The 21,966-nt window shown below is 60.6% G+C and carries 21 protein-coding genes; 10 read left to right on the forward strand and 11 right to left on the reverse strand.

Annotated features, from left to right (window positions below; translation table 11 throughout):
* Positions 1-49: 49 nt before the first annotated feature.
* From EDF70_RS16175 to EDF70_RS16185, 3 genes are read right to left on the reverse strand one after another with little or no spacing between them, the layout of a single operon-like run.
* On the reverse strand, positions 50-1,117 hold the full coding sequence (locus tag EDF70_RS16175) for an HlyD family secretion protein (protein ID WP_132275456.1): 1,068 nt from the start codon (positions 1,115-1,117) through the stop codon (positions 50-52).
* A 36-nt stretch (positions 1,118-1,153) separates the two neighbouring features.
* Complete coding sequence (locus tag EDF70_RS16180; RefSeq protein ID WP_245519193.1) at positions 1,154-2,875, reverse strand: MFS transporter; 1,722 nt, start codon at positions 2,873-2,875, stop codon at positions 1,154-1,156.
* Entirely contained in the window at positions 2,862-3,317 is a 456-nt protein-coding gene (locus EDF70_RS16185) for a MarR family transcriptional regulator (RefSeq protein WP_132275459.1), read from the reverse strand. The genes EDF70_RS16180 and EDF70_RS16185 overlap by 14 nt, the downstream gene beginning before the upstream one ends.
* 229 nt (positions 3,318-3,546) lie before the next feature.
* Between EDF70_RS16185 and EDF70_RS16190 the strand changes: the two genes are divergently transcribed.
* A complete protein-coding gene (locus EDF70_RS16190; protein WP_132275462.1) occupies positions 3,547-3,783 on the forward strand; it encodes a hypothetical protein in 237 nt (78 codons plus the stop codon).
* A gap of 83 nt (positions 3,784-3,866) precedes the next feature.
* Here EDF70_RS16190 and EDF70_RS16195 read toward each other — a convergent pair whose 3' ends face one another.
* The gene (locus EDF70_RS16195; RefSeq protein ID WP_132275465.1) at positions 3,867-4,070 is read right to left on the reverse strand and encodes a DUF4287 domain-containing protein; all 204 of its coding nucleotides are present in this window, start codon (positions 4,068-4,070) and stop codon (positions 3,867-3,869) included.
* 167 nt (positions 4,071-4,237) lie between these two features.
* Here EDF70_RS16195 and EDF70_RS16200 point away from each other — a divergent pair, with 167 nt between their 5' ends.
* Positions 4,238-4,498 carry a hypothetical protein gene (locus EDF70_RS16200; RefSeq protein WP_132275468.1) on the forward strand — a complete coding sequence of 87 codons (261 nt, stop codon included), beginning with the start codon at positions 4,238-4,240 and terminating at the stop codon, positions 4,496-4,498.
* Positions 4,499-4,520: 22 nt separating this feature from the next.
* On the opposite strand, the gene pflA is transcribed toward EDF70_RS16200, so the two are convergent.
* Both pflA and pflB read right to left on the reverse strand, forming a co-directional pair.
* Complete coding sequence (gene pflA, locus EDF70_RS16205) at positions 4,521-5,312, reverse strand: pyruvate formate-lyase-activating protein (protein WP_132275471.1); 792 nt, start codon at positions 5,310-5,312, stop codon at positions 4,521-4,523.
* An 85-nt stretch (positions 5,313-5,397) separates the two neighbouring features.
* The gene (pflB, locus tag EDF70_RS16210; RefSeq protein WP_132275474.1) at positions 5,398-7,656 is read right to left on the reverse strand and encodes a formate C-acetyltransferase; all 2,259 of its coding nucleotides are present in this window, start codon (positions 7,654-7,656) and stop codon (positions 5,398-5,400) included.
* A 248-nt stretch (positions 7,657-7,904) separates the two neighbouring features.
* On the opposite strand from pflB, the gene EDF70_RS16215 reads away from it, so the two are divergent.
* From EDF70_RS16215 to EDF70_RS16250, 8 genes are all read left to right on the forward strand, one after another.
* Positions 7,905-8,888, forward strand: a complete 984-nt coding sequence (locus EDF70_RS16215) for a sugar kinase (RefSeq protein ID WP_132275477.1) — start codon at positions 7,905-7,907, stop codon at positions 8,886-8,888.
* Between the two features lie 29 nt (positions 8,889-8,917).
* A complete protein-coding gene (gene kdgT / locus EDF70_RS16220; RefSeq protein ID WP_132275480.1) occupies positions 8,918-9,934 on the forward strand; it encodes a 2-keto-3-deoxygluconate transporter in 1,017 nt (338 codons plus the stop codon).
* Positions 9,935-9,994: 60 nt separating this feature from the next.
* On the forward strand, positions 9,995-10,456 hold the full coding sequence (locus EDF70_RS16225; RefSeq protein ID WP_132275483.1) for a YhcH/YjgK/YiaL family protein: 462 nt from the start codon (positions 9,995-9,997) through the stop codon (positions 10,454-10,456).
* 57 nt (positions 10,457-10,513) lie between these two features.
* Positions 10,514-11,356 (forward strand): 5-dehydro-4-deoxy-D-glucuronate isomerase, encoded by an 843-nt coding sequence (gene kduI, locus EDF70_RS16230; RefSeq protein WP_132275486.1) that lies wholly within the window; start codon positions 10,514-10,516, stop codon positions 11,354-11,356.
* A 174-nt stretch (positions 11,357-11,530) separates the two neighbouring features.
* Complete coding sequence (locus EDF70_RS16235; RefSeq protein ID WP_132275489.1) at positions 11,531-12,316, forward strand: gluconate 5-dehydrogenase; 786 nt, start codon at positions 11,531-11,533, stop codon at positions 12,314-12,316.
* A gap of 296 nt (positions 12,317-12,612) precedes the next feature.
* The gene (locus EDF70_RS16240) at positions 12,613-13,311 is read left to right on the forward strand and encodes a GntR family transcriptional regulator (RefSeq protein ID WP_207908269.1); all 699 of its coding nucleotides are present in this window, start codon (positions 12,613-12,615) and stop codon (positions 13,309-13,311) included.
* A gap of 104 nt (positions 13,312-13,415) precedes the next feature.
* A complete protein-coding gene (locus EDF70_RS16245) occupies positions 13,416-14,375 on the forward strand; it encodes a dihydrodipicolinate synthase family protein (protein WP_132275494.1) in 960 nt (319 codons plus the stop codon).
* A gap of 93 nt (positions 14,376-14,468) precedes the next feature.
* Positions 14,469-15,713 carry an FAD-dependent oxidoreductase gene (locus EDF70_RS16250; RefSeq protein WP_132275497.1) on the forward strand — a complete coding sequence of 415 codons (1,245 nt, stop codon included), beginning with the start codon at positions 14,469-14,471 and terminating at the stop codon, positions 15,711-15,713.
* A gap of 6 nt (positions 15,714-15,719) precedes the next feature.
* Here EDF70_RS16250 and EDF70_RS16255 read toward each other — a convergent pair whose 3' ends face one another.
* The 5 genes from EDF70_RS16255 to EDF70_RS16275 all read right to left on the reverse strand — a co-directional run bounded on the left by EDF70_RS16255 (position 15,720) and on the right by EDF70_RS16275 (position 21,921).
* Positions 15,720-16,922: a Xaa-Pro peptidase family protein gene (locus EDF70_RS16255; protein ID WP_132275500.1), complete on the reverse strand. Its 1,203-nt coding sequence runs from the start codon at positions 16,920-16,922 to the stop codon at positions 15,720-15,722.
* 190 nt (positions 16,923-17,112) lie between these two features.
* Positions 17,113-18,015: a formate/nitrite transporter family protein gene (locus tag EDF70_RS16260; protein WP_132275503.1), complete on the reverse strand. Its 903-nt coding sequence runs from the start codon at positions 18,013-18,015 to the stop codon at positions 17,113-17,115.
* On the reverse strand, positions 18,012-20,153 hold the full coding sequence (pta, locus tag EDF70_RS16265) for a phosphate acetyltransferase (protein ID WP_132275506.1): 2,142 nt from the start codon (positions 20,151-20,153) through the stop codon (positions 18,012-18,014). Before pta ends, EDF70_RS16260 begins: the two co-directional genes overlap by 4 nt.
* Before the next feature lie 117 nt (positions 20,154-20,270).
* Entirely contained in the window at positions 20,271-21,485 is a 1,215-nt protein-coding gene (locus EDF70_RS16270) for an acetate/propionate family kinase (RefSeq protein ID WP_132275509.1), read from the reverse strand.
* A gap of 100 nt (positions 21,486-21,585) precedes the next feature.
* Entirely contained in the window at positions 21,586-21,921 is a 336-nt protein-coding gene (locus tag EDF70_RS16275) for a hypothetical protein (protein ID WP_132275512.1), read from the reverse strand.
* Positions 21,922-21,966: the final 45 nt, after the last annotated feature.

Below are 21,966 nucleotides of genomic sequence, written 5' to 3' on the forward strand. Positions count from 1 at the left end.
TTGAAGGCCCCGGACAACAGTGTCCGGGGCCTTCATGCGCTGCGGTGGATCAGTTTGTTTCTGCGCTCGCCACATCCGTGCCGCTCTGGGCAACGTCGATGCTGGCGATGACCGACATGCCGGGCACCAGCTTTTCCGAAAGCGGCTGCTGTGCATCGACGGCCACCCGCACCGGCACGCGCTGCGCCACCTTGGTGAAGTTGCCGGTGGCATTGTCGGCCTTGATGATGGTGAATTCGGAGCCGGTTGCCGGCGCAAACCGCTCTATACGGCCGGTAAATTCCTTGTGGCCGAGTGAATCGACGGTGAAGGTCACCTTTTGGCCGACGCTCATGCCGGCCAGCTGGGTTTCCTTGAAATTGGCGACGACCCATGTGTGGTTCGGCACGATCGAGGTCAGCTGCGTGCCGGCCGAGACATACTGGCCAAGACGGCCGGAGACTTCGCCAAGTGTGCCGTCCTGCGGCGCGGTGATGCGGGTGTTCTGCAGGTCGATATCGGCCAGCTCGACGGCGGCCTTGGCGCCCTCGACGGTTGCCTCCAGCGAACGGCGGCTGACGATGACGGTATTGAGATCCTGCTCGGCCACCTGTTCGGCGGCTTGCGCCTGATGTACGGCGGCGACCGCCTGATTGTAGGTGGCGCGGTTCTTTTCCGCTTCGCTCTGGCTGGCGATGTTCTTTTCCAGAAGCGCTGTCGTGCGATCATTGGCCATGCGGGCGGCATCGAGCGCAGCCTGTGCGCTTTCGACGGCGGCCTTGGCGGAAACGATCTTGGCTTCCGCGGTCTTCTGGCTCTGCTGCGAATTGTCGAGTGCGGCTTCCGCCTGCGCCTCGGTCGCCTTGGCCTGTTCCAGCTTCTGGGTGAAGATGCGGTCGTCGATGCGTGCGATCAGGTCGCCCGCCTTGACCTTCTGGTAGTCCTGAACCGGTACTTCGACAAGATAACCGGCGAGCTGCGGGCTGAGCAGCGTCACCTGCCCGCGCACATAGGCGTCGTTGGTGGTTTCCACCGAATTGTGAAAGGGCGGCAGCTGCCAGGTATAGAGGATCACCAGAATACCGGCGGCGCCGATGAGCAGTGCCACATAGGTGGCGAGGGAACGGAAGGCGTTCATTGTGTTGTTCTTCTTAGCGGTTCGTTGTCTTTGAAATCAGGAGTTCACGGCCACGGGCGTTTCCGTTTCGCGCGGCTTGAAAAGTGCGTGTCGGTGTCGCCAGGCCATGTGCAGACACAGGCAGGCGAGCGCGGCGAGAGACATGGCCGAGGTCAGCAGGAAGGCGTCGTTGTAAGCCAACACATAGGCCTGGCTCTGGATCAGTTTCGAAAGCTGATTGGCGCCCTGTATGCTGCGCAGATTGCCGTCCTGCGTCGCATGACTGAAGGCTGCGGCATATTGCTGAAGTCGCGCCGTCAGCATCGGATCGGTCGGGTTCAGCCGCGAGATGATGCGGAACGAATGAAACTGTTCGCGCCATGTCACGAAGGTACCGAACAGCGCGCTGCCGAGATAACCGCCGACCTTCTGGGTGGCGAGAAACACCGCCAGAAAGCTGAGAATGTAGACGAGGCCGCGTTGCAGCGCTGCGCCAAAACCCACGGCCATGGCCGGCGGCAGGAACATGCCCATGGCAAAGCTCACCAGAAACTGGCTGAAATACATCTGTTCGGGCCGGGTCAGCACGGTCGACTGGCTGTCCATATAGCTGCCGATGGCGAGCAGAAGCAGCGAGACGGCATGGATGATTTCCTCGCGGCCCGGTCGCGACAGCCAGGCGCAGAAGGCACCGGCACCGAGCGAGCCGACGAGGATGACGATATAAAGCCCCTGCAGCTGGTCATTCAGCAGGCCAAGCTGGCGGAACATGTTGATGGCGCCACTCGATTGTTCCGACAGAAGGACGCGGAACAGCAGCAGGATGCCGGCGAAATGAATGATTTCACGCGAGGTCAGCCAGCGGATATCGATCAGGTTGTTGCGGCGGTTGAGTTCGATGACGGCGCAAATCATGCCGGAGGCGACACCGACGGCCATCATCCATCCCAGCCACGGCGCTTCCGTCCACCAGTAAAGCCGGCCAAGCGTCAGCGCGGCGGCAAAACAACCCATGCAGACGGCAAGGAAGGTGAAGCTGACATAGTCCATCCACTGCATCACTTTCATGCGCGGTGGAGAGGTCAGCGGCAGAAGGAATATCATTGCCAACGAAACCAGCGACAGGCCGAGTTCCAGCATGTTGAGCGTTGCCCAGTCGCCGAGATCAAACAGGCCGGGTGACAGAAGGCCGGCGACAGGAGTCGGCAGGGCAATGGCGGTCAGGGCGATGGCGGTGCCCACGCTGAGCTTCTGTTTGGGCGGAAAGACCTCGATCGTGTAGAGAAAGGCAAGCGACGACAAGGGTGCTGCGGCCGCGCCGGCAAAAAAGCGCAGGATCATCGCCGAGGTAAAGTCGTTCGCCCACAGATGCGCGATCGACACCAGAACATAAACGCCGATGGCAACCTCGGCAAAATTGCGGATGCCGTATTGCATGCGGATCTTGAACAGGAACAGGCCGAGGCTGGCGTTCGGGAACACATAGGCAGCCATCAGCCATGCGGCTTCATTGGTAGTCACGCCCAGAGGGCCTGCCACCTGCTGCAGGTTCACCGTCAGGAAGGAAAGACCAAGCCCCTGCGTCAGTGCCACAATGGTGGCGGCCATGATGTAGCCGAAAGCGATCAGCGGCGGTTTCGGAATGAACGCCGGAGGGGCTGCCGGTGCAGCAGCAGGGGCCGGCTTTTCCTCGGTCTGTTCCTGCTCGGATGGCTCGGTGCCATCTTTCGCCTCGGGCGCATCATCCGCCGCGCGGGCAACGGTTTCACGCGGGGACATGCTGCACCTCAAGATCGGCCACGCGGCCGGTTATGGTTTGCAAAAGCAGCGTCAGTCCGCGCAGGTCCTCCATGTCAATGTCGGCAAACACTTCCTGACGCATCTGGTCGGCAATCGAGCGCACCAGCGTTGCCTGTTCTTCACCATGCGGGGTGAGGGCAATCCGCTTCACGCGGCGGTCGTCGGCAGACTGACGGCGCTCGATCAGGCCATTTTCCTCCATCCGATCCAGCAGGCGCACCATGGTCGCCTGTTCCAGCTCCAGCTCGAAGGCAAGTTCGGTCTGCGCCATGTCCGGCCGCTCCGCAAGGCGCCACAGGGCGCGGGCGCGCGGGTAGGTCAGCCCATGCGCTGTCACCCGCTGATTGAAGGCGGTGCGGATCTTGCGGCTGGTCTTGGTCAGCGCCTCAAGAAAATCGGATTGGGCTTCGGTGCGTTTCATCTGACAGACTGATAGTTAGTGTGCTAATGGTGTGTGATAAATAGTTAGCACAGCAACTATTGCATTGCAATGAATTGATGGTTGTCATTGCGTGTCGCCAGATATGCAAAATGGGCAGGGCTGGGAGAGATGGATGACGCAGATCATCCGTTGACGACGGCGTTTTTCATCCCGATAGGGTCAGGCCGAAAAGTGTGGTAATCGCCACGCAGACAATAACCGGAGTGAAATCGTGAGCGAACCGTCAGTCACAGAAGCAACAACCCGCATTTATGAATCGCTTCAGGCGGACAATGCCGACATCGATCTGCATATCGCGAGCCTCAAGGCAGCGCTTGCGCGCGAGGGCGTGAAGGAGGCGGTCTTCGATCCGGCCAGGCTCGTACAGAACAACCGCTCCGGCCGAAAACTGATGCAGGCCTATTTTCGCCAGCGCGGCGTGACGGTGAAATTTGCCGCTGAGTGAATCTGCTGAGTTGTGACCCGAAGCGGCTCGACTATTGCAGCTAGCGCTTCTGCGCTGCGTTCGCTTCGGTTTTCACCGGCCCACTACTCGCGCAAAGTATCGGCAACAAGCGCATTGGCATGGCCATGACCCATGCCGTGCTCCTGCTTCAGCCAGTTGGCAAGCTCCATGTGTTTCTTCCCGCCTTGCCCGCGGATGAGTTCCTTCCACTCAGCGATCGGACGGCCATATTTGGCTTCGATGGAAGGGAAATAGGACGCAGGACCTTTGACCGTCTCGTTTGCCATGGCGCACCTCCGGCTGCAGCAGTTTCAGCCCGCGATATTAACAGGAAGCAATCCGCTGTCATCGTCTGCGGTCGCCCTGCAGGATAATCGGTGCATTCAGCATGCCGCATCGAGGCTCGTCCCGGTGCCGCCTTCTTTCGGCCAAAACGTTGCATCTATAAGCGCATATGGACACGTTCGACGCTTACATCCCTGAAGATATCTATTCCCTGCTGGTCATGATCGTGGTCGCGCTCGTTGCGATCTGGCTGGTGATGTTCGTCGTCCGCAAGCTGATCGGCATCGCCATTGTCGCGGGTCTGGTGATCGGCGGCTTCATGGTCTGGCAGGATCCGAGCCTGCTGCGCACGGCCCAGGACAGCGCGCTGAGTTATTATGACCAGTGGCAAAACGGCGCTCCGGCCGGTAATGAACGCGGTCAGTGGTAGCTGGCCGGCCCGCCATATTTCCTTACAACACCGTCAAACCTCTTGCCGCAAAGATCGCCCGTGCCTGTGCAACGGAATCCGGCGTCGGCGTCGGCGAATCCTTCAGCGGATATTCGATGCCCAGCTGCTCCCATTTCTGGGTGCCCATCTGGTGGAAGGGTAGAACCTCCACCCGTTTGACGATGTCGCCGAGGTCGGCGACGAAATCGGCAAGGCGGGCAATATCTTCCGCGCCATCCGTCCAGCCGGGCACCAGCACGTAGCGCAGCCACATCGGTTTTTGCAGGCGTTTCAGGCGGTGGGCGAAATCCAGCGTCGGCTGCAGCGGTTGCGCCGTCAGGCGCTTGTAGGTGTCCGGGTCGGAATGTTTGATGTCGAGCAGAACGAGGTCGACATTGTCGAAAAATGTATCCTCGACATTGCCGTGCAGAAAACCTTGCGTGTCCAGCGCGGTGTGCAGGCCAAAATCCTGCTTGATGCGGCGAAACATCTCGCCGACAAAACCTGCCTGCATCAGCGGCTCGCCGCCGGAAATCGTCACGCCACCGGCAAATTTCAGGAAACCGGCATAGGGTTTGATCTCGGCAATGGCGTCATCCAGCGTGATGCGGCGGCCGTTATGCAGTTTCCAGGTGTCCGGGTTGTGGCAATAGAGACAGCGGAACTGGCAGCCCGCCATGAAGAAGACAAAGCGCATGCCGGGACCGTCTACTGCGGCGCCGCTTTCGACCGAATGCAGAAAGCCGTGATCGAGTGGGGTGTGGTGGCCGGCGGCCGCTTTTGGCAAACCGTCCTTGATCGTGAGGATATCCATGGTGAGGCTCATGGTTTGTGGCGAATGATGTGGCTGGAGGTCCCGCGCGCAGAAACCTGCGCGCGGGATGTCATCCAGATCCGGCTTACATCTTGGCGTGGAACGTACGCGAGATGACGTCGAGCTGCTGTTCGCGGGTCAGCTTGACGAAGTTGACGGCATAGCCCGAAACACGGACCGTCAGCTGCGGGTAGAGTTCCGGGTGATCCATGGCGTCAACCAGCGTCTCGCGATTGAAGACGTTGACGTTGACATGGAAACCACCGGCCGCCGCATACCCGTCCAGGCAATTGGCGAGGTTCTGCGCGCGTTCCTCGTCGGTCTTGCCGAGCGAATCCGGGGTGGCCGAAGCCGTCCAGGAAATGCCGTCGAGAGCCGAGTCGTAGGGGATCTTGGCAACCGATGCGCCGGCAGCCACAAAACCCTTGGTGTCGCGGCCGTTCATCGGGTTTGCACCCGGCGCAAAAGGCTCGCCGGCGCGGCGTCCGTCCGGCGTATTGCCGGTCTTCTTGCCGTAGACCACGTTGGAGGTGATCGTCAGAACCGACTGCGTCGGCATCGAGTCGCGGTAGAAATACGGCTGGGCGGCGATCTTCTTCATGAAGGTCTCGGTCAGCCAAACCGCGATGTCGTCAACGCTGTCATCGTTATTGCCGTAAGCGGGGTAGGAACCCTCGATCTTGTAATCGACGGCAAGGCCTGCCTCGTTGCGGATCACATGCACCTTGGCGTGCTTGATGGCCGACAGACTGTCCGCTGCCACCGACAGGCCGGCAATGCCGCAGGCCATGGTGCGCAGAATGTCGCGGTCGTGCAGCGCCATTTCGATACGCTCGTAAGCGTATTTGTCGTGCATGTAATGGACGGTGTTGAGTGCCTTGACATAGGTCGCGGCCAGCCAGTCCATCATCTTGTCGAACTTGGCCATGACTTCGTCATAGTCCAGCACGTCGCCCTTGATCGGCTCAAAGCCCTTGGCGACGGCAACACCGCTCTTTTCATCGACGCCGCCATTGATCGCATAAAGCAAAGCTTTGGCGAGGTTGGAGCGGGCACCGAAGAACTGCATCTGCTTGCCGATGCGCATGGCCGAGACGCAGCATGCAATGCCGTAGTCGTCGCCCCATTTGGGCCGCATCAGATCGTCGTTCTCGTACTGGATGGCGCTGGTATCGGCAGACACCTTTGCGCAGAAGTTCTTGAAGCCGGTCGGCAGTTTTGTGCTCCACAGCACGGTCAGGTTCGGTTCGGGAGCCGGGCCGAGATTGTAGAGCGTGTGCAGGAAGCGGAAGCTCGACTTGGTGACGAGAGGACGACCGTCTTCGCCCATGCCGCCGATCGATTCGGTCACCCAGGTCGGGTCACCCGAAAACAGCTGGTCATACTCTGGCGTGCGCAGGAAGCGAACGATCCGGAGCTTGATGATCATGTCGTCGATCAGTTCCTGGGCCTGTTCTTCTGTGAGAAGCCCGGCATCGATATCCCGCTGGATGTAGATGTCGAGGAAGGTCGAGACACGGCCGAGCGACATGGCCGCACCGTTCTGTTCCTTCACGGCAGCCAGATAGGCGAAATAGGTCCACTGGATGGCTTCGCGCGCATTGGTCGCAGGCTTGGAAATGTCGTAGCCGTATTTCGCGGCCATTTCACGCAGCTCGTCGAGCGCACGGAACTGTTCCGAAAGCTCTTCACGCAGGCGCATCACGCTGTCGGTAAAGACCTCGTTCTCGATGGCGCGGAAATCCTTCTGGCGGAAGGCGCGCAATGCGTCCGTGCCATAAAGGGCGACACGGCGATAGTCACCGATGATACGGCCGCGACCATAGGCATCCGGCAGGCCGGTGATGACGCCGGACTTGCGGGCAGCGAGGATTTCCGGGCTGTAGACGTCGAAAATGCCCTGGTTATGGCTCTTGCGATATTTGGTCCAGACTTCCTTGACCGAAGGATCAAGCTCGAAACCAAAGGCTTCCAGGCCGTTTTCGACCATGCGCAAGCCGCCGTTCGGCATGATGGCGCGCTTCAGCGGTGCATCGGTCTGCAGGCCGACGATCAGCTCGGCTGCCTGGTCGATGTAACCGGCGTCATGGGCGGTGATGGTGGAGGCGCGGTCGGCGGAAACGTCGAGGACGCCCTTTTCACGCTCGGCCTTCAAAAGAACGCTCAGGTCTTCCCAGAGCTTCAGTGTGCGTTTTGTCGCACCGGCCAGAAATGTGCTGTCAGCGGTATAGGGCGTGTAGTTCGCCTGGATGAAATCGCGAACATCGACGCTTTCGCGCCAGGCTTCACCCTTGAAACCCGACCACGCATCGGCCGGGGTGATTTTCTCGGAAAGGATGCCCATTAATGTCTTCCTTCTGCTTTGCCTTGCGGCACTTGGTTTAGGATCCTCCCAGATCGTGATGCCTGCTCATTCGTGTGCAGGCATCCTGACTTCCATCCGCAGACTATCAACATGCGGACGGAAACCATTGATCCCGATCAACGCCGACCCTGCGACATCCCGATAAGTTCATCTCGAAAGCGCATGACGGGGGTCAGAGAGACGTCCTGCGCTTTGTGCCGCGAATGCGCGGTGTGAAGGGATGGACAATGACACAACAGAAAATTCGGGTCGCATCGATCGGCGAATGCATGATCGAGATGCAGTGCAAGCCTGATGGGTCGATCACCCAGGCTTTCGGCGGCGACACCTTTAATACGGCTGCCTATATGGCGCGCCTCGGTGCCGGGCTGGGCTCTTTCGTCTCCTACGTAACCGCCATCGGCGACGATCCGTTCAGCGATCAGATGGCCGCTTTCTGGAACGAGCAGGGCGTCGACGATCATCTCGTCCTGCGTCTGAAGGGGCGTCGCGCCGGCCTTTATTTCATCCGCACGGATGCGGCCGGCGAACGCCGCTTCTTTTACTGGCGCGGCGAGGCGGCCGCCCGGGAAACCTTTGAATCGGACGGTTCAAAGGATCTGCTGGAGGCTCTTGGAAGCTATACCAGCGTCTACCTGTCGGGCATCAGCCTGGCAGTCCTGAAGCCCGAAAGCCGCGAGCGCCTGCTGGTGCGGCTGGAGGAACTGGCCCGTGCCGGCGTCGCCGTCGATTTCGACGGTAACTACCGCCCGTTGCTCTGGGGCGGCATCGAGGCCGCGCGTGCCGCTTATGAGCGCGTCATCGGATTTTCCACCCGCGTTCTCGTCACCATTGAGGAGCTGGAAGTGCTGGGGCTGGCTCCCACCGTCCAGGCCGGCATCGATTATTTCGCCAAAATGCCGCAGCTCGAAGTGGTGATCAAGGACGGGCCGGGCGATGCCACGCTCATCCATAGCGGCAAGGTCGAAATCGTGCCTGCCACCAAGGTCGGAAAAGTCGTCGATACGACCGCGGCCGGTGACAGCTTTTCGGCCACCTACATCCTCGGACGTCTTCTCGAGCTTCTACCCGCAGAGGCTGCCGGCCGAGCGCATATCGTCGCAGGTGCCGTCGTACAGCACCACGGCGCCATCATTCCGGAGGGAGCAACGCCGGACGTTTTTTCAAACGAAATCGCTGCCCGCGGCCAACAGAAAAGTGCCGACGAATAGCGAATACGAATTTTCAGGAGGAATGCACAATGAATATCAAGAAAGCAATCGACAAAGTCCCCGGCGGGCTCATGCTGGTGCCGCTCATTCTCGGCGCACTTTGCAAGACCTTTTTCCCATGGGCCGGAAGTTACTTCGGTTCGTTCACCAACGGCCTGATCGCCGGTACGGTGCCGATCCTGGCCGTCTGGTTCTTCTGCATGGGCACGTCGATCGACCTTCGCGCAACCGGCACGGTGCTGCGCAAATCGGGTAACCTCGTCGTCGTCAAAACCCTCGTTGCCTGGGGCGCAACCTATATCGCTGCCCAGTTCCTGCCGCTCGAAGGCGTCCAGTCGGGCCTGTTCATGGGCTTTTCGGCACTCGCTATCTGCGCTGCAATGGACATGACCAATGGCGGTCTCTACGCCGCGATCATGCAGCAATACGGCACCAAGGAAGAATCGGGTGCCTTCGTGCTGATGTCGATCGAATCGGGTCCGCTGGTCTCGATGCTGATCCTCGGCGCTGCCGGCGTTGCCACTTTCGAACCGCACCTGTTCGTCGGCGCCGTCCTGCCCTTCCTGATCGGCTTCATTCTCGGCAACCTCGACAAGGACCTGCGCGCCTTCTTCAAGGGCGGCGTCACCACGCTCATCCCGTTCTTCGGTTTTGCGCTCGGTAACGGCATCGACCTCAACGTCATCCTGACCACCGGTCTGGGCGGCATTCTGCTCGGTATCATCGTCATCGTCGTCACCGGCATCCCGCTGATCTTCGCCGACAGGCTTATCGGCGGTGGTAATGGCACTGCAGGTCTCGCCGCCTCGTCGGCTGCCGGTGCGGCCGTCGCCAACCCGATGATCATCGCCGAAATGGCACCGCAGTTCAAACCCGCTGCCGCTGCCGCAACCTCGCTGGTCGCCGCTGCATGCCTGACCACGGCCATTCTGGTCCCGATCCTGACCGGCATGTACGCCAAGCACATGAAGAAGCGGGCCGGCGTGACCGAGGCTACTCCGGCTGATGCGCCTCAGGCGGGTGACGCCCTGCGCCCTGCCGAGTAAGGTTCGCCGGGGCCGGCGCTCCGTCGCCGGCCCCGCCAAAGAAAATCAAGGAATAATGTCATGTATCTTAGCCATCTCGCCACGCTCGACCGCGACGCCGCCATCCTGCCTGAGAACGTCCGCAAAGGTCTCGACTTTCTTGCCAAGACCGATATCGCATCTCTGCCAGCCGGCCGGGTCGATATCGACGGCGACACCATCTTTGCGCTCATCCAGGATTACGACACGGCACCGAAGGCTGAAAAGCGCCCGGAATCGCATGCCCGCTATATGGACATCCAGTATGTCTTTGCCGGCCGCGAAGTCATCGGCTACGCCCCGCTTGCCGGTGCCCACACGGTCGAGGAAGACCTGTTCGAAGGCCGCGATGTCCGCTTCTATTCTGATGTCACCGACGAGACCGACCTGCTGCTTGGCCCGGGCGCCTATGCGCTGTTCTACCCGACCGACATCCACCGTCCGGGTTGCGTTGCCGAGACTGCCGGCAAGGTCCGCAAGGTCGTCGTCAAGATCCTTCTCTGAGGCCTTTCCGCAGGCCCCCATTTCATAACGATACCAGTTTCTACAGGAGTTACACTCATGGACATCCGCTATTCGGCCAGTCAGAGAGATTTCAAGCGTTACACCACCGAAGAAACGCGCGCCGAATTCCTCATCGAAAAACTCTTCGTCGCTGACGAAATTCTTGCCACCTACAGCCATGTCGACCGTATGGTCGTGTTCGGCTGCATGCCCGTTGCCGAGGCCGTTCCGCTCGACAAGGGCATCGACTGCATGAAGAATTTTGGCACGAACTACGTGCTGGAGCGCCGCGAACTCGGCATCTTCAACCTCGGTGGCGAAGGTTCGATCGAAGTCGACGGCGAGGTCTATGAGACCGGCTTCAAGGATTGCCTCTATGTCACCAAGGGCACCAAACAGGTGATCTTCCGCAGCAAGGACAAGGCCAAGCCGGCCAAGTTCTACATGATCTCGGCACCGGCCCACAAAGTCTGCAAGACCACGTTCCTGTCGATCAATGACGCCAAGAAAAAGCCGGTCGGCGACAATGCCACCGCCAACAAGCGCGTCATCAACCAGTTCATCCATCCGGACGTTCTGGAAACCTGCCAGCTGTCGATGGGCCTGACCGAACTCGATCCGGGCAATGTCTGGAACACAATGCCGGCCCACACCCACGAGCGTCGTTCGGAAATCTACTATTACTTCAACATCGCCGAAGATCAGGCTGTCTTCCACATGATGGGCGAAGGCCAACAGACGCGTCACATTCTGGTTGGCAACGAGCAGGCGGTTATCTCGCCGTCGTGGTCGATCCATGCCGGCTGCGGCACCGCCAACTACACGTTCATCTGGGCAATGTGCGGTGAAAACCTCACTTTCGACGACATGGACCATATCCCGATCAACGAGCTTCGCTGATCGTCGGACGAGGGCGCGAAAGCGTGCAAGGTTTTCGCGCCCGCACCATGATTTTCAAGAACTGATCCCGCAACCGGCATCGATCGATCAGATCGCCGGCAGGGCGCGGGGTCCGGCAGCCGCGACACGGCGCTGCCGTTTTATCCTCCCTCCGTATTCAAGGATTTTTTGATTATGAGCTATCCCGACGCATTCTCGCTCAAGGGCAAGGTCGCCCTCGTCACCGGCGCCTCCTACGGCATCGGATTTGCACTGGCGAGCGCGCTGGCCGAAGCCGGCGCCACCATCGCCTTCAACGACGTCAACGAGGAATTTCTGGCCAAGGGTATCGAAGCCTACAAGGCAGCGGGCATCGACGCCAAGGGCTATATCTGCGACGTCACCGACGAGCCGGGCGTGCAGAAACTGGTCGCCGATATCGAAAAGGATCTCGGCCCGGTCGATATCCTCGTCAACAATGCCGGCATCATCCGCCGCACGCCGATGCATGAAATGGACGTCAAGGATTTCCGCCAGGTCATCGATATCGATCTGACCGCGCCCTTCATCGTCGCCAAGGCCGTCATTCCCGGCATGATCAAGAAGGGCGGCGGCAAGATCATCAACATCTGCTCGATGATGAGCGAACTCGGCCGCGAAACGGTCTCGGCCTATGCTGCTGCCAAGGGCGGCCTGAAGATGTTGACCCGCAACATCGCCTCCGAATACGGCTCGCTGAACATTCAGTGCAACGGCTTGGGCCCGGGTTATATCGAGACCCCGCAGACCGCACCGCTGCGCGAGCCGGGTCATCCGTTCAACTCCTTTATCCTGGCCAAGACGCCGGCCAATCGCTGGGGCACCACGCAGGACCTGAAAGGCCCGGCCGTCTTCCTCGCTTCGCCGGCATCGGATTTCGTCAACGGCCATGTTCTTTACGTCGATGGAGGCATTCTGGCCTATATCGGCAAGCAGCCCTGATCCTGTTCCGCCCGCGATGATGCAAGCCGGGGTTCGCGCCCCGGCTTTTTCGTGTGCGCTCGAAAATGGCGGGGATGGGCTTGCAATCTGTTCCGACGATGGAGATCGTCATTTGTACACCGGGCTCCGCAGCAAAGTGAGCGCGCAGATTTTCAGAAACGTCAAAGCCGGTATGGCCAACGTGATGCGTGGATCGCCTGGGGCGGTCTCTATGCTGTTCCCGGAGTGATTACATTTGATCGTAAAAGGCTCTAAATGCAGCGAACATCATGTCGACAAGGGATTCTGTCATGGCCATACCCGATCCGGATCAGGCGATCGAGCGCAAGCGCGGTTCAGGCGTAAAGCTTGTCTATGATCTCCTGCGTGACGAAATCCTCGATCTCAAGCTGGCGCCGGGCAGTGCCATAGACGAGGTGGCGCTGGCGGCCCGTTTCGGCATGTCGCGCACGCCGATCCGTGAGGCGCTGGTACGGCTGGTCGGCGAAGGCTTGATCGAGACGCTGCCCAATCGCTCGACCATGGTGTCGAATATCGATTTCCTCGGCATGCACGCCTATTTCGACGCCTTAGTGCTGATGTACCGGGTGACGACGCGCCTGGCGGCGCAGCATCACCGGGCGGAAGACCTGATCGACATTCGCGCCCATCAGGCCGAGTTCAGCGCTGCCGTGCGCACGCAGGACGCTCTGGCCATGATTGCCACCAACGCCGCTTTCCATTCGGCCATCGCAGCGGCCGGTCGCAATGCTTATTACGCCGGCTTTTTCGATCGCCTTCTCGGTGAAGGCCGGCGCATGCTGCGGCTTTATTACCAGTCCTATGACGATCGTCTCCCGTCCCGCTTCGTCGATGAGCACGAGGAAATCATCGCCGCCATCGAAGCCCGCGATGTCGCTGCTGCGGATCGTCTCGGCAAGGCGCATGGCGAGCAGATCGTCGAGCAGATCGGACGCCTTCTGACACGTCATGAAAGGCTCGATATCGACTTGTGAAAATCTTGTATTTTTTTTGTCGACAAAGAAAGTGGATGGAGTATTCTCCCATCTCAGAGGTGTGGGTGTGCTTGCCCACCAACGGATTTTGAGGAGTTTCGGGAATGGCAAATATCTTTTCGGGCGTTGTCCCGGCCCTGATGACCCCCGGCAAGGCTGACCGTACGCCGGATTTCGACGCGCTGGTCTCGAAGGCGAAGCAGCTGATCGAAGCCGGCATGTCGGCCGTTGTCTATTGCGGTTCGATGGGTGACTGGCCGCTTCTCACCGATGTGCAGCGCATGGAAGGCGTCGAGCGTCTGGTCAATGCGGGCATTCCGGTCATCGTCGGCACCGGCGCCATCAATTCGGCGTCTGCTGTTGCGCTTGCCGCGCATGCCCAGAAGGTCGGCGCCAACGGCCTGATGGTCATCCCGCGCGTTCTGTCGCGCGGCTCGGTGATTTCGGCCCAGAAGGCGCATTTCAAGGCCATCCTGTCGGCAGCACCTGATCTGCCGGCCGTCATCTACAACAGCCCTTATTACGGTTTCGCCACCCGCGCCGACCTGTTTTTTGCGCTGCGCGCCGAACATCCGAACCTTGTTGGATTCAAGGAATTCGGCGGCCCGCAGGACATGCGTTACGCGGCGGAAAACATCACCAGCCGCGATGACAATGTCACGCTGATGATCGGCGTCGATACCGCCGTCTACCATGGTTATGTCAATTGCGGCGCGACCGGCGCCATCACCGGCATCGGCAATGTCCTGCCGAAGGAAGTGCTGCATCTTTGCAATCTCGCCATCGCTGCGGCGAAGGGCGATGCCGATGCCCGTGTCCGCGCCAAGGAACTGGAAGAAGCCCTCGGCGTACTCTCCTCCTTCGATGAAGGCCCGGATCTGGTCCTCTACTTCAAGCATATGATGGTGCTGAAGGGCGACAAGGAATACGCGCTGAACTTCATCGAAACCGACGTGCTCTCCGACAGCCAGCGCGGTTATGTCGAGACCCAGCTTGCGCTGTTCGACAGCTGGTACGCCGACTGGAGCAAGTTGCCGGGCGCAGTCCAGAGTGCCAAGGCTTAAAATACTTCTATGAAAAACCCTCCGCTGGAGGGTTTTTCTCTATCAGGACGGGGAATGAGCGTGCCGCCACGGCATGCCGGAAAGCTGGGGAACATGAGCAGGTCGGATGTCATCGTCATCGGGGCAGGGGTGGTTGGTCTCTCCATTGCCATCGCCGCGCAGATGCGGGGTCTCAATGTCACCGTCATCGATCGCGAAGGCCCGGCAGCCGGTGCTTCCGCCGGCAATGCCGGTGCTTTTGCCTTTACCGATATCCTGCCGCTTGCCTCTCCCGGTATTCTGAAAAAAGCGCCAAAGTGGCTGCTGGATCCGCTCGGCCCGCTCTCGATTCCGCCGGCATATGCGCTGCAGATCGCGCCATGGATGTTCCGGTTTTGGCGGGCCTGCCAGCCATCGCGCGTCGCCCAGTCCACCAGCGCCCAGACGGCCTTGATGGATCTGTCCAAGGCGGAACTGGAGCCGTTCCTCGCTGCCACCGACGCGCTTTCCATGCTGCGCAAGGAAGGCAATCTGCAGGTTTATGAAAGCGGTGCCGAGTACGAGGCGTCGTTGCCGGGCTGGCAGGCGCGCGAAAAACACGGCATCGAATTCCGGCACATGCACGCCGCCGAAATGGCGGACATCCAGCCCGGCATCGCGCCACGTTTCATTCGCGGCACGTTCACACCGGGCTGGTATTCGATCGCCGATCCCAAACTCTATACGCTGGCATTGGCCGCCCAGTTTTCAGCGCGCGGTGGCGTGATTGAGATCGCTGAGGTCAAGGCGCTGAGCCCGATTGCGGATGGCGCCGAAGTGGTGGCCGTGGACGGTCGCAGACATGTTGCGGGCAAGGTGGTTCTCTCCGCCGGCGCGTTTTCGCACCGCATTGCCCGCACACTCGGCGAAAACATTCCGCTGGAAACCGAACGCGGTTACAACACAACATTGCCGGAAGGCTCCTTCGATCTGCGCACGCAGGTCACGTTCGGCGGACACGGTTTTGTCGTCACGCGCCTGACCAGCGGCATCCGCGTCGGTGGTGCCGTCGAACTCGGCGGGCTTGAGCTGCCGCCGAACTTCAAGCGCTCGGAAGCCATGCTGAAAAAGGCACAAGCCTTCCTGCCGGGTCTCAAGGCCGAGGGCGGCTCGCAATGGATGGGTTTTCGCCCATCAATGCCTGACAGCCTGCCGGCCATCGGCCGCGCGAAAACCACGGCCAATGTCGTTTACGCATTCGGCCACGGCCATCTTGGGCTCACTCAGTCGGCCGGAACTGCACGGCTGGTCGCCGATATGCTGTCGGGCAAGACGACGGCGATCGATATCGCCGCATTCTCTCCGCAGCGGTTCGGATAAGTCCGATCAGCCGAACGGTTTTTCGATGGAATGCGCCGGTTCGGTGAAGAACACCGGGCCGGTTTCCGACATGTAGATGATGTCTTCCAGCCGCACGCCGCATTCGCCGTAAACGCACAACATCGGCTCGTCGGAAAACACCATGCCGGGTTCCAGACGTGTCGTGTTGCCGCGAACGATGAACGGGTCCTCATGCAGGTCCATGCCAAGTCCGTGGCCGGTGCGGTGCGGCAGGCCCGGCACCTGATAATCTGGACCATAACCGGCATCGGTCAGCACTTTGCGCGCCGCCGCATCCACCTCTTCGCAAGGCGTGCCGATCCGTGCTGCCTCGAAGCCGGCGCGATGCGCGCTCTTTTCCAGCTCCCAAAGCTCCCGCTGACGCTCGCTCGGTGTGCCAAAGATGTAGGTGCGGGTGATGTCCGAGCAGTAACGATGGATATGGCCGCCGAGATCGATCAGCACCATGTCGTTTTTCTTCAGCGTTTGCGCATAGGGCACGCCGTGTGGATAAGCGGTCGCTTCGCCGAACTGGGCGGCAGCAAAAACATGGCGCATGCCAAGCTTCACATGCGCCGCCTGAATGAAATCGATGATCTCGGTGGTCGAGATGCCCTCGTAAAGGCCTTCCCAGACTGCCTTGTGCACACGCAGGCTGGCCGACATGGCAGTCTGGATGATGGCGATCTCGGTTGCCGACTTGATCTGCCGGCAAGCGGCGATCAGCTCCTTTGCACCGATGACCTTAAGCCGCGATTCGATATGGGCGGCGATTGGCGTGAAAAAGGCAAAGGGTGTCGCCGGGTCGAATGCCAAAGCGCTGCCCTTTGCGTCCAAGCCGCAGATCAGCTCGGCAACCAGAAGGGCCGGGTCCTCATGTTCTTCCCATGTGGCGATATCGCCTTCGATCCTGATGAGCGTGACCGTCTTCGGTTCTTCGAAGGCGGGGCTGATATAGATCGGTGCGCCGGAGGACGGGATGACGGCGCCGTGCAGGCGTTCGCTGGCGCCGAGCGTCATGCCGGTGAAATAGGTGAGGCTTGTCGATGTATCGAGATACACCGCCTTCACATCGGCCTCGGCCATCCGCGATTGCAGCTTGGCGATGCGGGCAGCGAGTTCATCGTTTGAAATCGGCGCGACAGCGTCGGCGATGTTTTCGAATTCGGACAGGGATTGTTCGAAGGATTTGTAGACTGGGGCGCTCATGCGGGACACTGCCATGATCATATGATTTCATCATCGCGCAACGGCTGAACGCCTTCGCGATTGGTTTTCACCTAACACGATCTGGCCCCTGCGCCGCAAGCCTTGCTGCGGCATGACATGCGTTTCTGACCTGCGCAAACACAAACGCCCGCGACAGCGCGGGCGTCTGGCAAGGTCCGTGTGGTGGCCGCTATTTCGCCAGCCGTTTTGGCCGCCGGTAGATCAGCCAGTAGATGCCGCCAACCAGCAGCGATCCGCCGACCCAGTTGCCGAGCGTGACGACGAGGAGGTTCATGGCAACACCGCTCAGCGGGATCGGTGCCGTATGACCTGCGACGATCGCCTGAAAACTCTCGGAGCCGCCGTAATGGATCAGCAGGCCGATCGAGAAATAATACATGTTGGCAACGCAGTGCTCGAAACCGGCGGCAACAAAGGCCGTGACGGGAAAGACGATCGCCAGAATGCGGTCGGTGGCGCTGCGGCCGGCGAGTGTCAGCCAGACGGCGAGGCAGACGAGAATGTTGCACAGGATGCCGAGCGAAAATGCTTCCAGTGGCGGAAGCACGGATTTCGCCTCGGCATAATGCAGCGCCGCGATGCCGATGGCGCCGCCGCCGAACTTGTAATGCCCGGAGAGGAAAACAAGCACGGCAACCCCGGCTGCGCCGATGAAATTGCCGAACCAGACCAGGATCCAGACTTTGACCATCTTGACGGTGCTGATGCGCTTGCTCGCCCAGGCCATCACCATCAACATGTCGCCGGTGAAAAGCTGGGCGCCACCGATCAGCACCAGAACGAGGCCGAGCGAGAAACTGAAACCGGCCAGAAGACGCGTCACGCCATAGGGCAGGATGCCATCGGCACCCGATGCGACCGTGGTCGCGAACATGGCGCCGAGGCCGATGAAGGCACCGGCGAGGATCGCCAAGGCCAGAAGCGTGATGGTGTCGCTCTTGCTTTTCTTGACACCCATTTCCTCGGCCTCGACCGCAATTTCATGCGGTGCGAGGATAAGGCCTGCATCAAGCCCGCGTATGGCGGACTTGGTGTCGTGCAGGGCTTCATCGTGATGCGGAAGCGCGCTCATGCGGTGGCAACGCTCTTCACGGCTTCTTGTTCAACGATCTTGGGCGCATCGGCCTGAATGGCCGTCAGTGCGATCGTGAAGACGATGTCATCGACAAGTGCGCCGCGCGACAGGTCGTTGACCGGCTTGCGCAGACCCTGGAGCATCGGGCCGACCGAAACCACGTCGGCAGAACGCTGCACGGCCTTGTAGGTCGTATTGCCGGTGTTGAGATCGGGGAAGACGAACACGTTGGCGCGACCGGCGACCGGGCTTTCTGGTGCCTTCGAGCGGCCGACGCTTTCGACACTTGCCGCATCGTACTGGATCGGCCCGTCGATCAGCAGGTCGGGGTTCTTGGCGCGGGCGATCTGGGTGGCCTCACGCACCTTGTCCACATCGCCACCGGTGCCGGAGACGCCGGTCGAATAGGAGATCATCGCCACCCTTGGATCGATGCCGAAGGCACGCGCGGTGTCGGACGACTGAAGCGCGATTTCGGCCAGCTGTTCGGCCGTCGGGTTCGGGTTGATGGCGCAATCGCCGTAAACGAGAACCTGATCCGGCATCAGCATGAAGAACACGGAGGAGACGATGCTCTGGCCCGGTTCGGTCTTGATCAGCTGCAGGGCAGGGCGCACCGTGCTGGCGGTCGTGTGGATAGCGCCGGAGACGAGACCATCGACTTCTCCCACGGCCAGCATCATCGTGCCGAGAACCACGGTGTCTTCCAGCTGCGCCATCGCCTGCGGAGGTGTCATGCCCTTGGATTTGCGAAGCTCCACCATGGCGTCAACATAGTTGGCGCGGATCGCCTGCGGATCGAGGATTTCCAGATCGTCCGGCAGGTCCAGCTTCTGGGCCTTGGCCATCGCATGAATGGTTTCGGGATTGCCGAGCAGCACGCAGCGAGCAATGCGCTTGCGGTGGCAAATGACGGCCGCCTGCAGGGTGCGGGGTTCCTCGCCTTCCGGCAGCACGATGCGCTTGTTGGCGCGGCGGGAGAACTCGATCAGCTGATTGCGGAAGCGCGGCGGCGACAGGCGCAATTCGGATGGTGAGCCGATCTTCTGACGCAGCGAACGGGTGTCGATATGTTCGGCAATGAACTCGATCACCTGTTCCATATGGCCGCCATCGTCGCGGCTGACATGGTAGCTCAGGTGCGACAGGCGTGATGCCGTGGCATAGGTGTCGTCCGGGGTCGACAGGATCGGCAACGTGGCCGGCCCGGAGGATGTGATCAGTTCGGCGACCGGCGGGGCGAGAAGCGCGCCGCAGGTCAAGAGCATGCCGGCGATCGGGATGCCGCGCATATGCGCCAGTGCCGTTGCCAGCGCGATATCGCTGCGGTCACCCGGCATCACCACCAGCGTCATAGGGCCAAGGCGATCGATGATATTTTCCACCGAGCGGGCGGCAACGACGATCTCGCCGACGCGGATGGCATCCAGATCGTCGCCCTGCTCGACCTTGAGGTCGAGCGAGGACACGATGTCCGACAGGCGTGGTGCGTTGAGGCTGGGGCGATAGGGGATCGCGCCGATCACCTCGCAATCGCCCATGTCGGCCGCGGCCAGCGCACCGGTGAGCGCCTGACGATTGGCGGTTTCAGGCAGCTTGTTGACGAGCAGACCTGCAAAATGGTGGTTCGCCTCACGCATGTACTGGCGGCGGGCAAGTGTGACGGCATCGGTGAGGCGCTTGCCGTCATTGTCGCTGCCGTTGACGACAGGCACGACTTCCGCGCCGAGGCTGCGGGCAATCTCGACATTGAGGCGCGGTGCAATCTGCAGGTCGGCGAAAGGGATCAGGCCCTCGACCACCACAACATCATGATCGGCGCGCAGCGCTTCCGTCATCGTGGCGACCTCTTCCAGCAGGAGGTCGAGTTCGCCCTTGCGCAGAAGGTCTTCCGCATAGGCGAAGGCAATCGGCTCCGGCGCTTCCGTCAGGCAAAGCGTGCGGGCGAAGTGGCTGGAGGTTTCCGTTGTTCGGAGCGTGGAGCCCGGATGTTCGCTTGCCGTCGGCTGCGCAATCGGCTTGACGAAGCCGACCTTCAGGCCGTCGCGCTGCAGGGCGCGTACGAAACCGAGTGCGACCGAGGTCAGGCCGACGTCTTGCGCCAGTGGCGCCAGGAAGATGACACGTGCCGTCATGAACTTTAGCCTTTCGATAAAATCTGTCTGTTCCGGCGAAGCCGGGGAAAATGCATTTTTTGCAGGCGCCCGATCCCGATATGAGCCGGGCGCCGTGATCGTATGGACGTGGGTCGCTCAGCCGGCCTTGCGGATTTCCTGGCCGATGTAGGGGCGCGCCTCGTTGGCGATTGCCCATTCCTCGTTGGTGGCGATGACGGCTGCGACGGCTGCGGAACCTGCAGCACTGATGACGCCGCAACGCCCGCCGAACATGCCGCCATTGGTGGTTTCGTCGAGCTTGATGCCAAGCGTTGCCAGACGCGCGATGGTCTTGGCACGCACGAAGGACGAATTCTCGCCGATGCCGCCGGTGAAGATCACGGCATCAAGGCGCGGCAGCGAGGTGGCGAGGCCACCGATATAACGGGCAAGGCGATGAACCATGACGTTCATGGCGAGGATCGCACCCTCATGACCTTCGCCCGCCGCACTTTCCAGCGTGCGGCAATCATTGGACAGGCTGGAAAGGCCGAGAAGACCGCTCTTGCGGTTCAGCAGTGCGTCGAGATCGTCGATCGACAGCTTGTCCTGACGGGCGATATGGAAAATTGCGCCGGGGTCGATGTCGCCGGAACGGGTGCCCATGACCAGACCTTCAAGCGGCGTCAGGCCCATGGAGGTGTCGACGCTTTCGCCGTTGAGAACCGCAGTCGCGGACGAGCCGTTGCCGAGATGGGCGATGACAAGGCCGTGGTTCTCGGGGTCGAGGCCCAGCAGTTCGACGGCTTCCTTGGCGACGAAACCGTGGCTGGTGCCGTGGAAACCGTAGCGACGAACGCCGGCCTCACGATATTCATGCGGGATCGCGTAAGTATGGGCGGCCTGGGGAATGGTCATGTGGAAGGATGTGTCGAACACCGCCACATGCGGTACCCAACCCAGCACTTCCATTGCAACCTTCACGCCAAGCACATTGGCCGGATTGTGCAGCGGGGCGAGGTAGGAGAGTGCTTCGATCTCGCCAAGAACCTCGGCATCGAGGCGGGTGGCTTGCACAAAACGCTCGCCACCATGGACGATGCGGTGGCCGACCGCGCCGATGGCATCCAGAAGACCGCGCTCCTTTAGTTCTGCCATCAGGCGGCGCAGCGCCGCATCGTGGCTGCCGCCATCGAGCGCAATGGTTATCTTGGCGTCATTTTCCTTGAGGATCAGCCGGCTTTCCGCCTGGCCGAGATTTTCCGCCAGACCCGACAGAATGGCGGAACGGTCGGTTCCGGCAAACAGACTGAACTTCAGCGACGAACTGCCGCAATTGATAACCAGTACATGCGTACGATCTTCGGCCATGCATAAATTTCCTTGTAAAATAGTCTCTTGGTCTGTGGAAACAACGAGGCGGCCTCGAAGGCTTTGAAATGTCGGCCGCCCGGCTTTTTTCAAGCGCTGGTCAGGCTGCGGACGGAATTCGCTCGCTATCGAAGGCGGCTGCGATCTGCCCGTCGATCAGGAAGCCATCGAATTCGACGAAATTCGAACTGTCATCGGCATCTGGTGACGTCGTCGCATGAAGCGCATCGAAAGCGGGCTGGTCGGCGGAACTGAAAGACTGGGCTGCAACCGCCTGCGTTGCGGGAATCGCCCATCGGCGCGCCAGAAAAACTTGCCCCGCGAGAGCTTTCGCAGCGTTTGTGTCAGGCGTTTCGCAACGGCCTGCATCGCTGTCGGGGATGTAACTCTGCAGCCGGGGCTGTGTCAGAGGAAACCGGTCGGAAAGGATGCCCATCTGTCTGTCTTTCTGTAAGGCACGTGGTCAAGGCTCCTCCTCCCC

Source organism: Neorhizobium sp. JUb45 (assembly GCF_004343585.1).
Classification (GTDB): Bacteria; Pseudomonadota; Alphaproteobacteria; order Rhizobiales; family Rhizobiaceae; genus Neorhizobium.

What these genes read in the sequence shown, in the direction of transcription:
- EDF70_RS16175 (WP_132275456.1), bottom strand. Translation starts at nt 1,117, where the DNA reads ATGAACGCCTTCCGTTCCCTCGCCACCTATGTGGCACTGCTCATCGGC.
- EDF70_RS16180 (WP_245519193.1), bottom strand. Translation starts at nt 2,875, where the DNA reads ATGTCCCCGCGTGAAACCGTTGCCCGCGCGGCGGATGATGCGCCCGAG.
- EDF70_RS16185 (WP_132275459.1), bottom strand. Translation starts at nt 3,317, where the DNA reads ATGAAACGCACCGAAGCCCAATCCGATTTTCTTGAGGCGCTGACCAAG.
- EDF70_RS16195 (WP_132275465.1), bottom strand. Translation starts at nt 4,070, where the DNA reads ATGGCAAACGAGACGGTCAAAGGTCCTGCGTCCTATTTCCCTTCCATC.
- EDF70_RS16200 (WP_132275468.1), top strand. Translation starts at nt 4,238, where the DNA reads ATGGACACGTTCGACGCTTACATCCCTGAAGATATCTATTCCCTGCTG.
- pflA (WP_132275471.1), bottom strand. Translation starts at nt 5,312, where the DNA reads ATGGATATCCTCACGATCAAGGACGGTTTGCCAAAAGCGGCCGCCGGC.
- pflB (WP_132275474.1), bottom strand. Translation starts at nt 7,656, where the DNA reads ATGGGCATCCTTTCCGAGAAAATCACCCCGGCCGATGCGTGGTCGGGT.
- EDF70_RS16215 (WP_132275477.1), top strand. Translation starts at nt 7,905, where the DNA reads ATGACACAACAGAAAATTCGGGTCGCATCGATCGGCGAATGCATGATC.
- kdgT (WP_132275480.1), top strand. Translation starts at nt 8,918, where the DNA reads ATGAATATCAAGAAAGCAATCGACAAAGTCCCCGGCGGGCTCATGCTG.
- EDF70_RS16225 (WP_132275483.1), top strand. Translation starts at nt 9,995, where the DNA reads ATGTATCTTAGCCATCTCGCCACGCTCGACCGCGACGCCGCCATCCTG.
- kduI (WP_132275486.1), top strand. Translation starts at nt 10,514, where the DNA reads ATGGACATCCGCTATTCGGCCAGTCAGAGAGATTTCAAGCGTTACACC.
- EDF70_RS16235 (WP_132275489.1), top strand. Translation starts at nt 11,531, where the DNA reads ATGAGCTATCCCGACGCATTCTCGCTCAAGGGCAAGGTCGCCCTCGTC.
- EDF70_RS16245 (WP_132275494.1), top strand. Translation starts at nt 13,416, where the DNA reads ATGGCAAATATCTTTTCGGGCGTTGTCCCGGCCCTGATGACCCCCGGC.
- EDF70_RS16250 (WP_132275497.1), top strand. Translation starts at nt 14,469, where the DNA reads ATGAGCAGGTCGGATGTCATCGTCATCGGGGCAGGGGTGGTTGGTCTC.
- EDF70_RS16255 (WP_132275500.1), bottom strand. Translation starts at nt 16,922, where the DNA reads ATGAGCGCCCCAGTCTACAAATCCTTCGAACAATCCCTGTCCGAATTC.
- EDF70_RS16260 (WP_132275503.1), bottom strand. Translation starts at nt 18,015, where the DNA reads ATGAGCGCGCTTCCGCATCACGATGAAGCCCTGCACGACACCAAGTCC.
- pta (WP_132275506.1), bottom strand. Translation starts at nt 20,153, where the DNA reads ATGACGGCACGTGTCATCTTCCTGGCGCCACTGGCGCAAGACGTCGGC.
- EDF70_RS16270 (WP_132275509.1), bottom strand. Translation starts at nt 21,485, where the DNA reads ATGGCCGAAGATCGTACGCATGTACTGGTTATCAATTGCGGCAGTTCG.
- EDF70_RS16275 (WP_132275512.1), bottom strand. Translation starts at nt 21,921, where the DNA reads ATGGGCATCCTTTCCGACCGGTTTCCTCTGACACAGCCCCGGCTGCAG.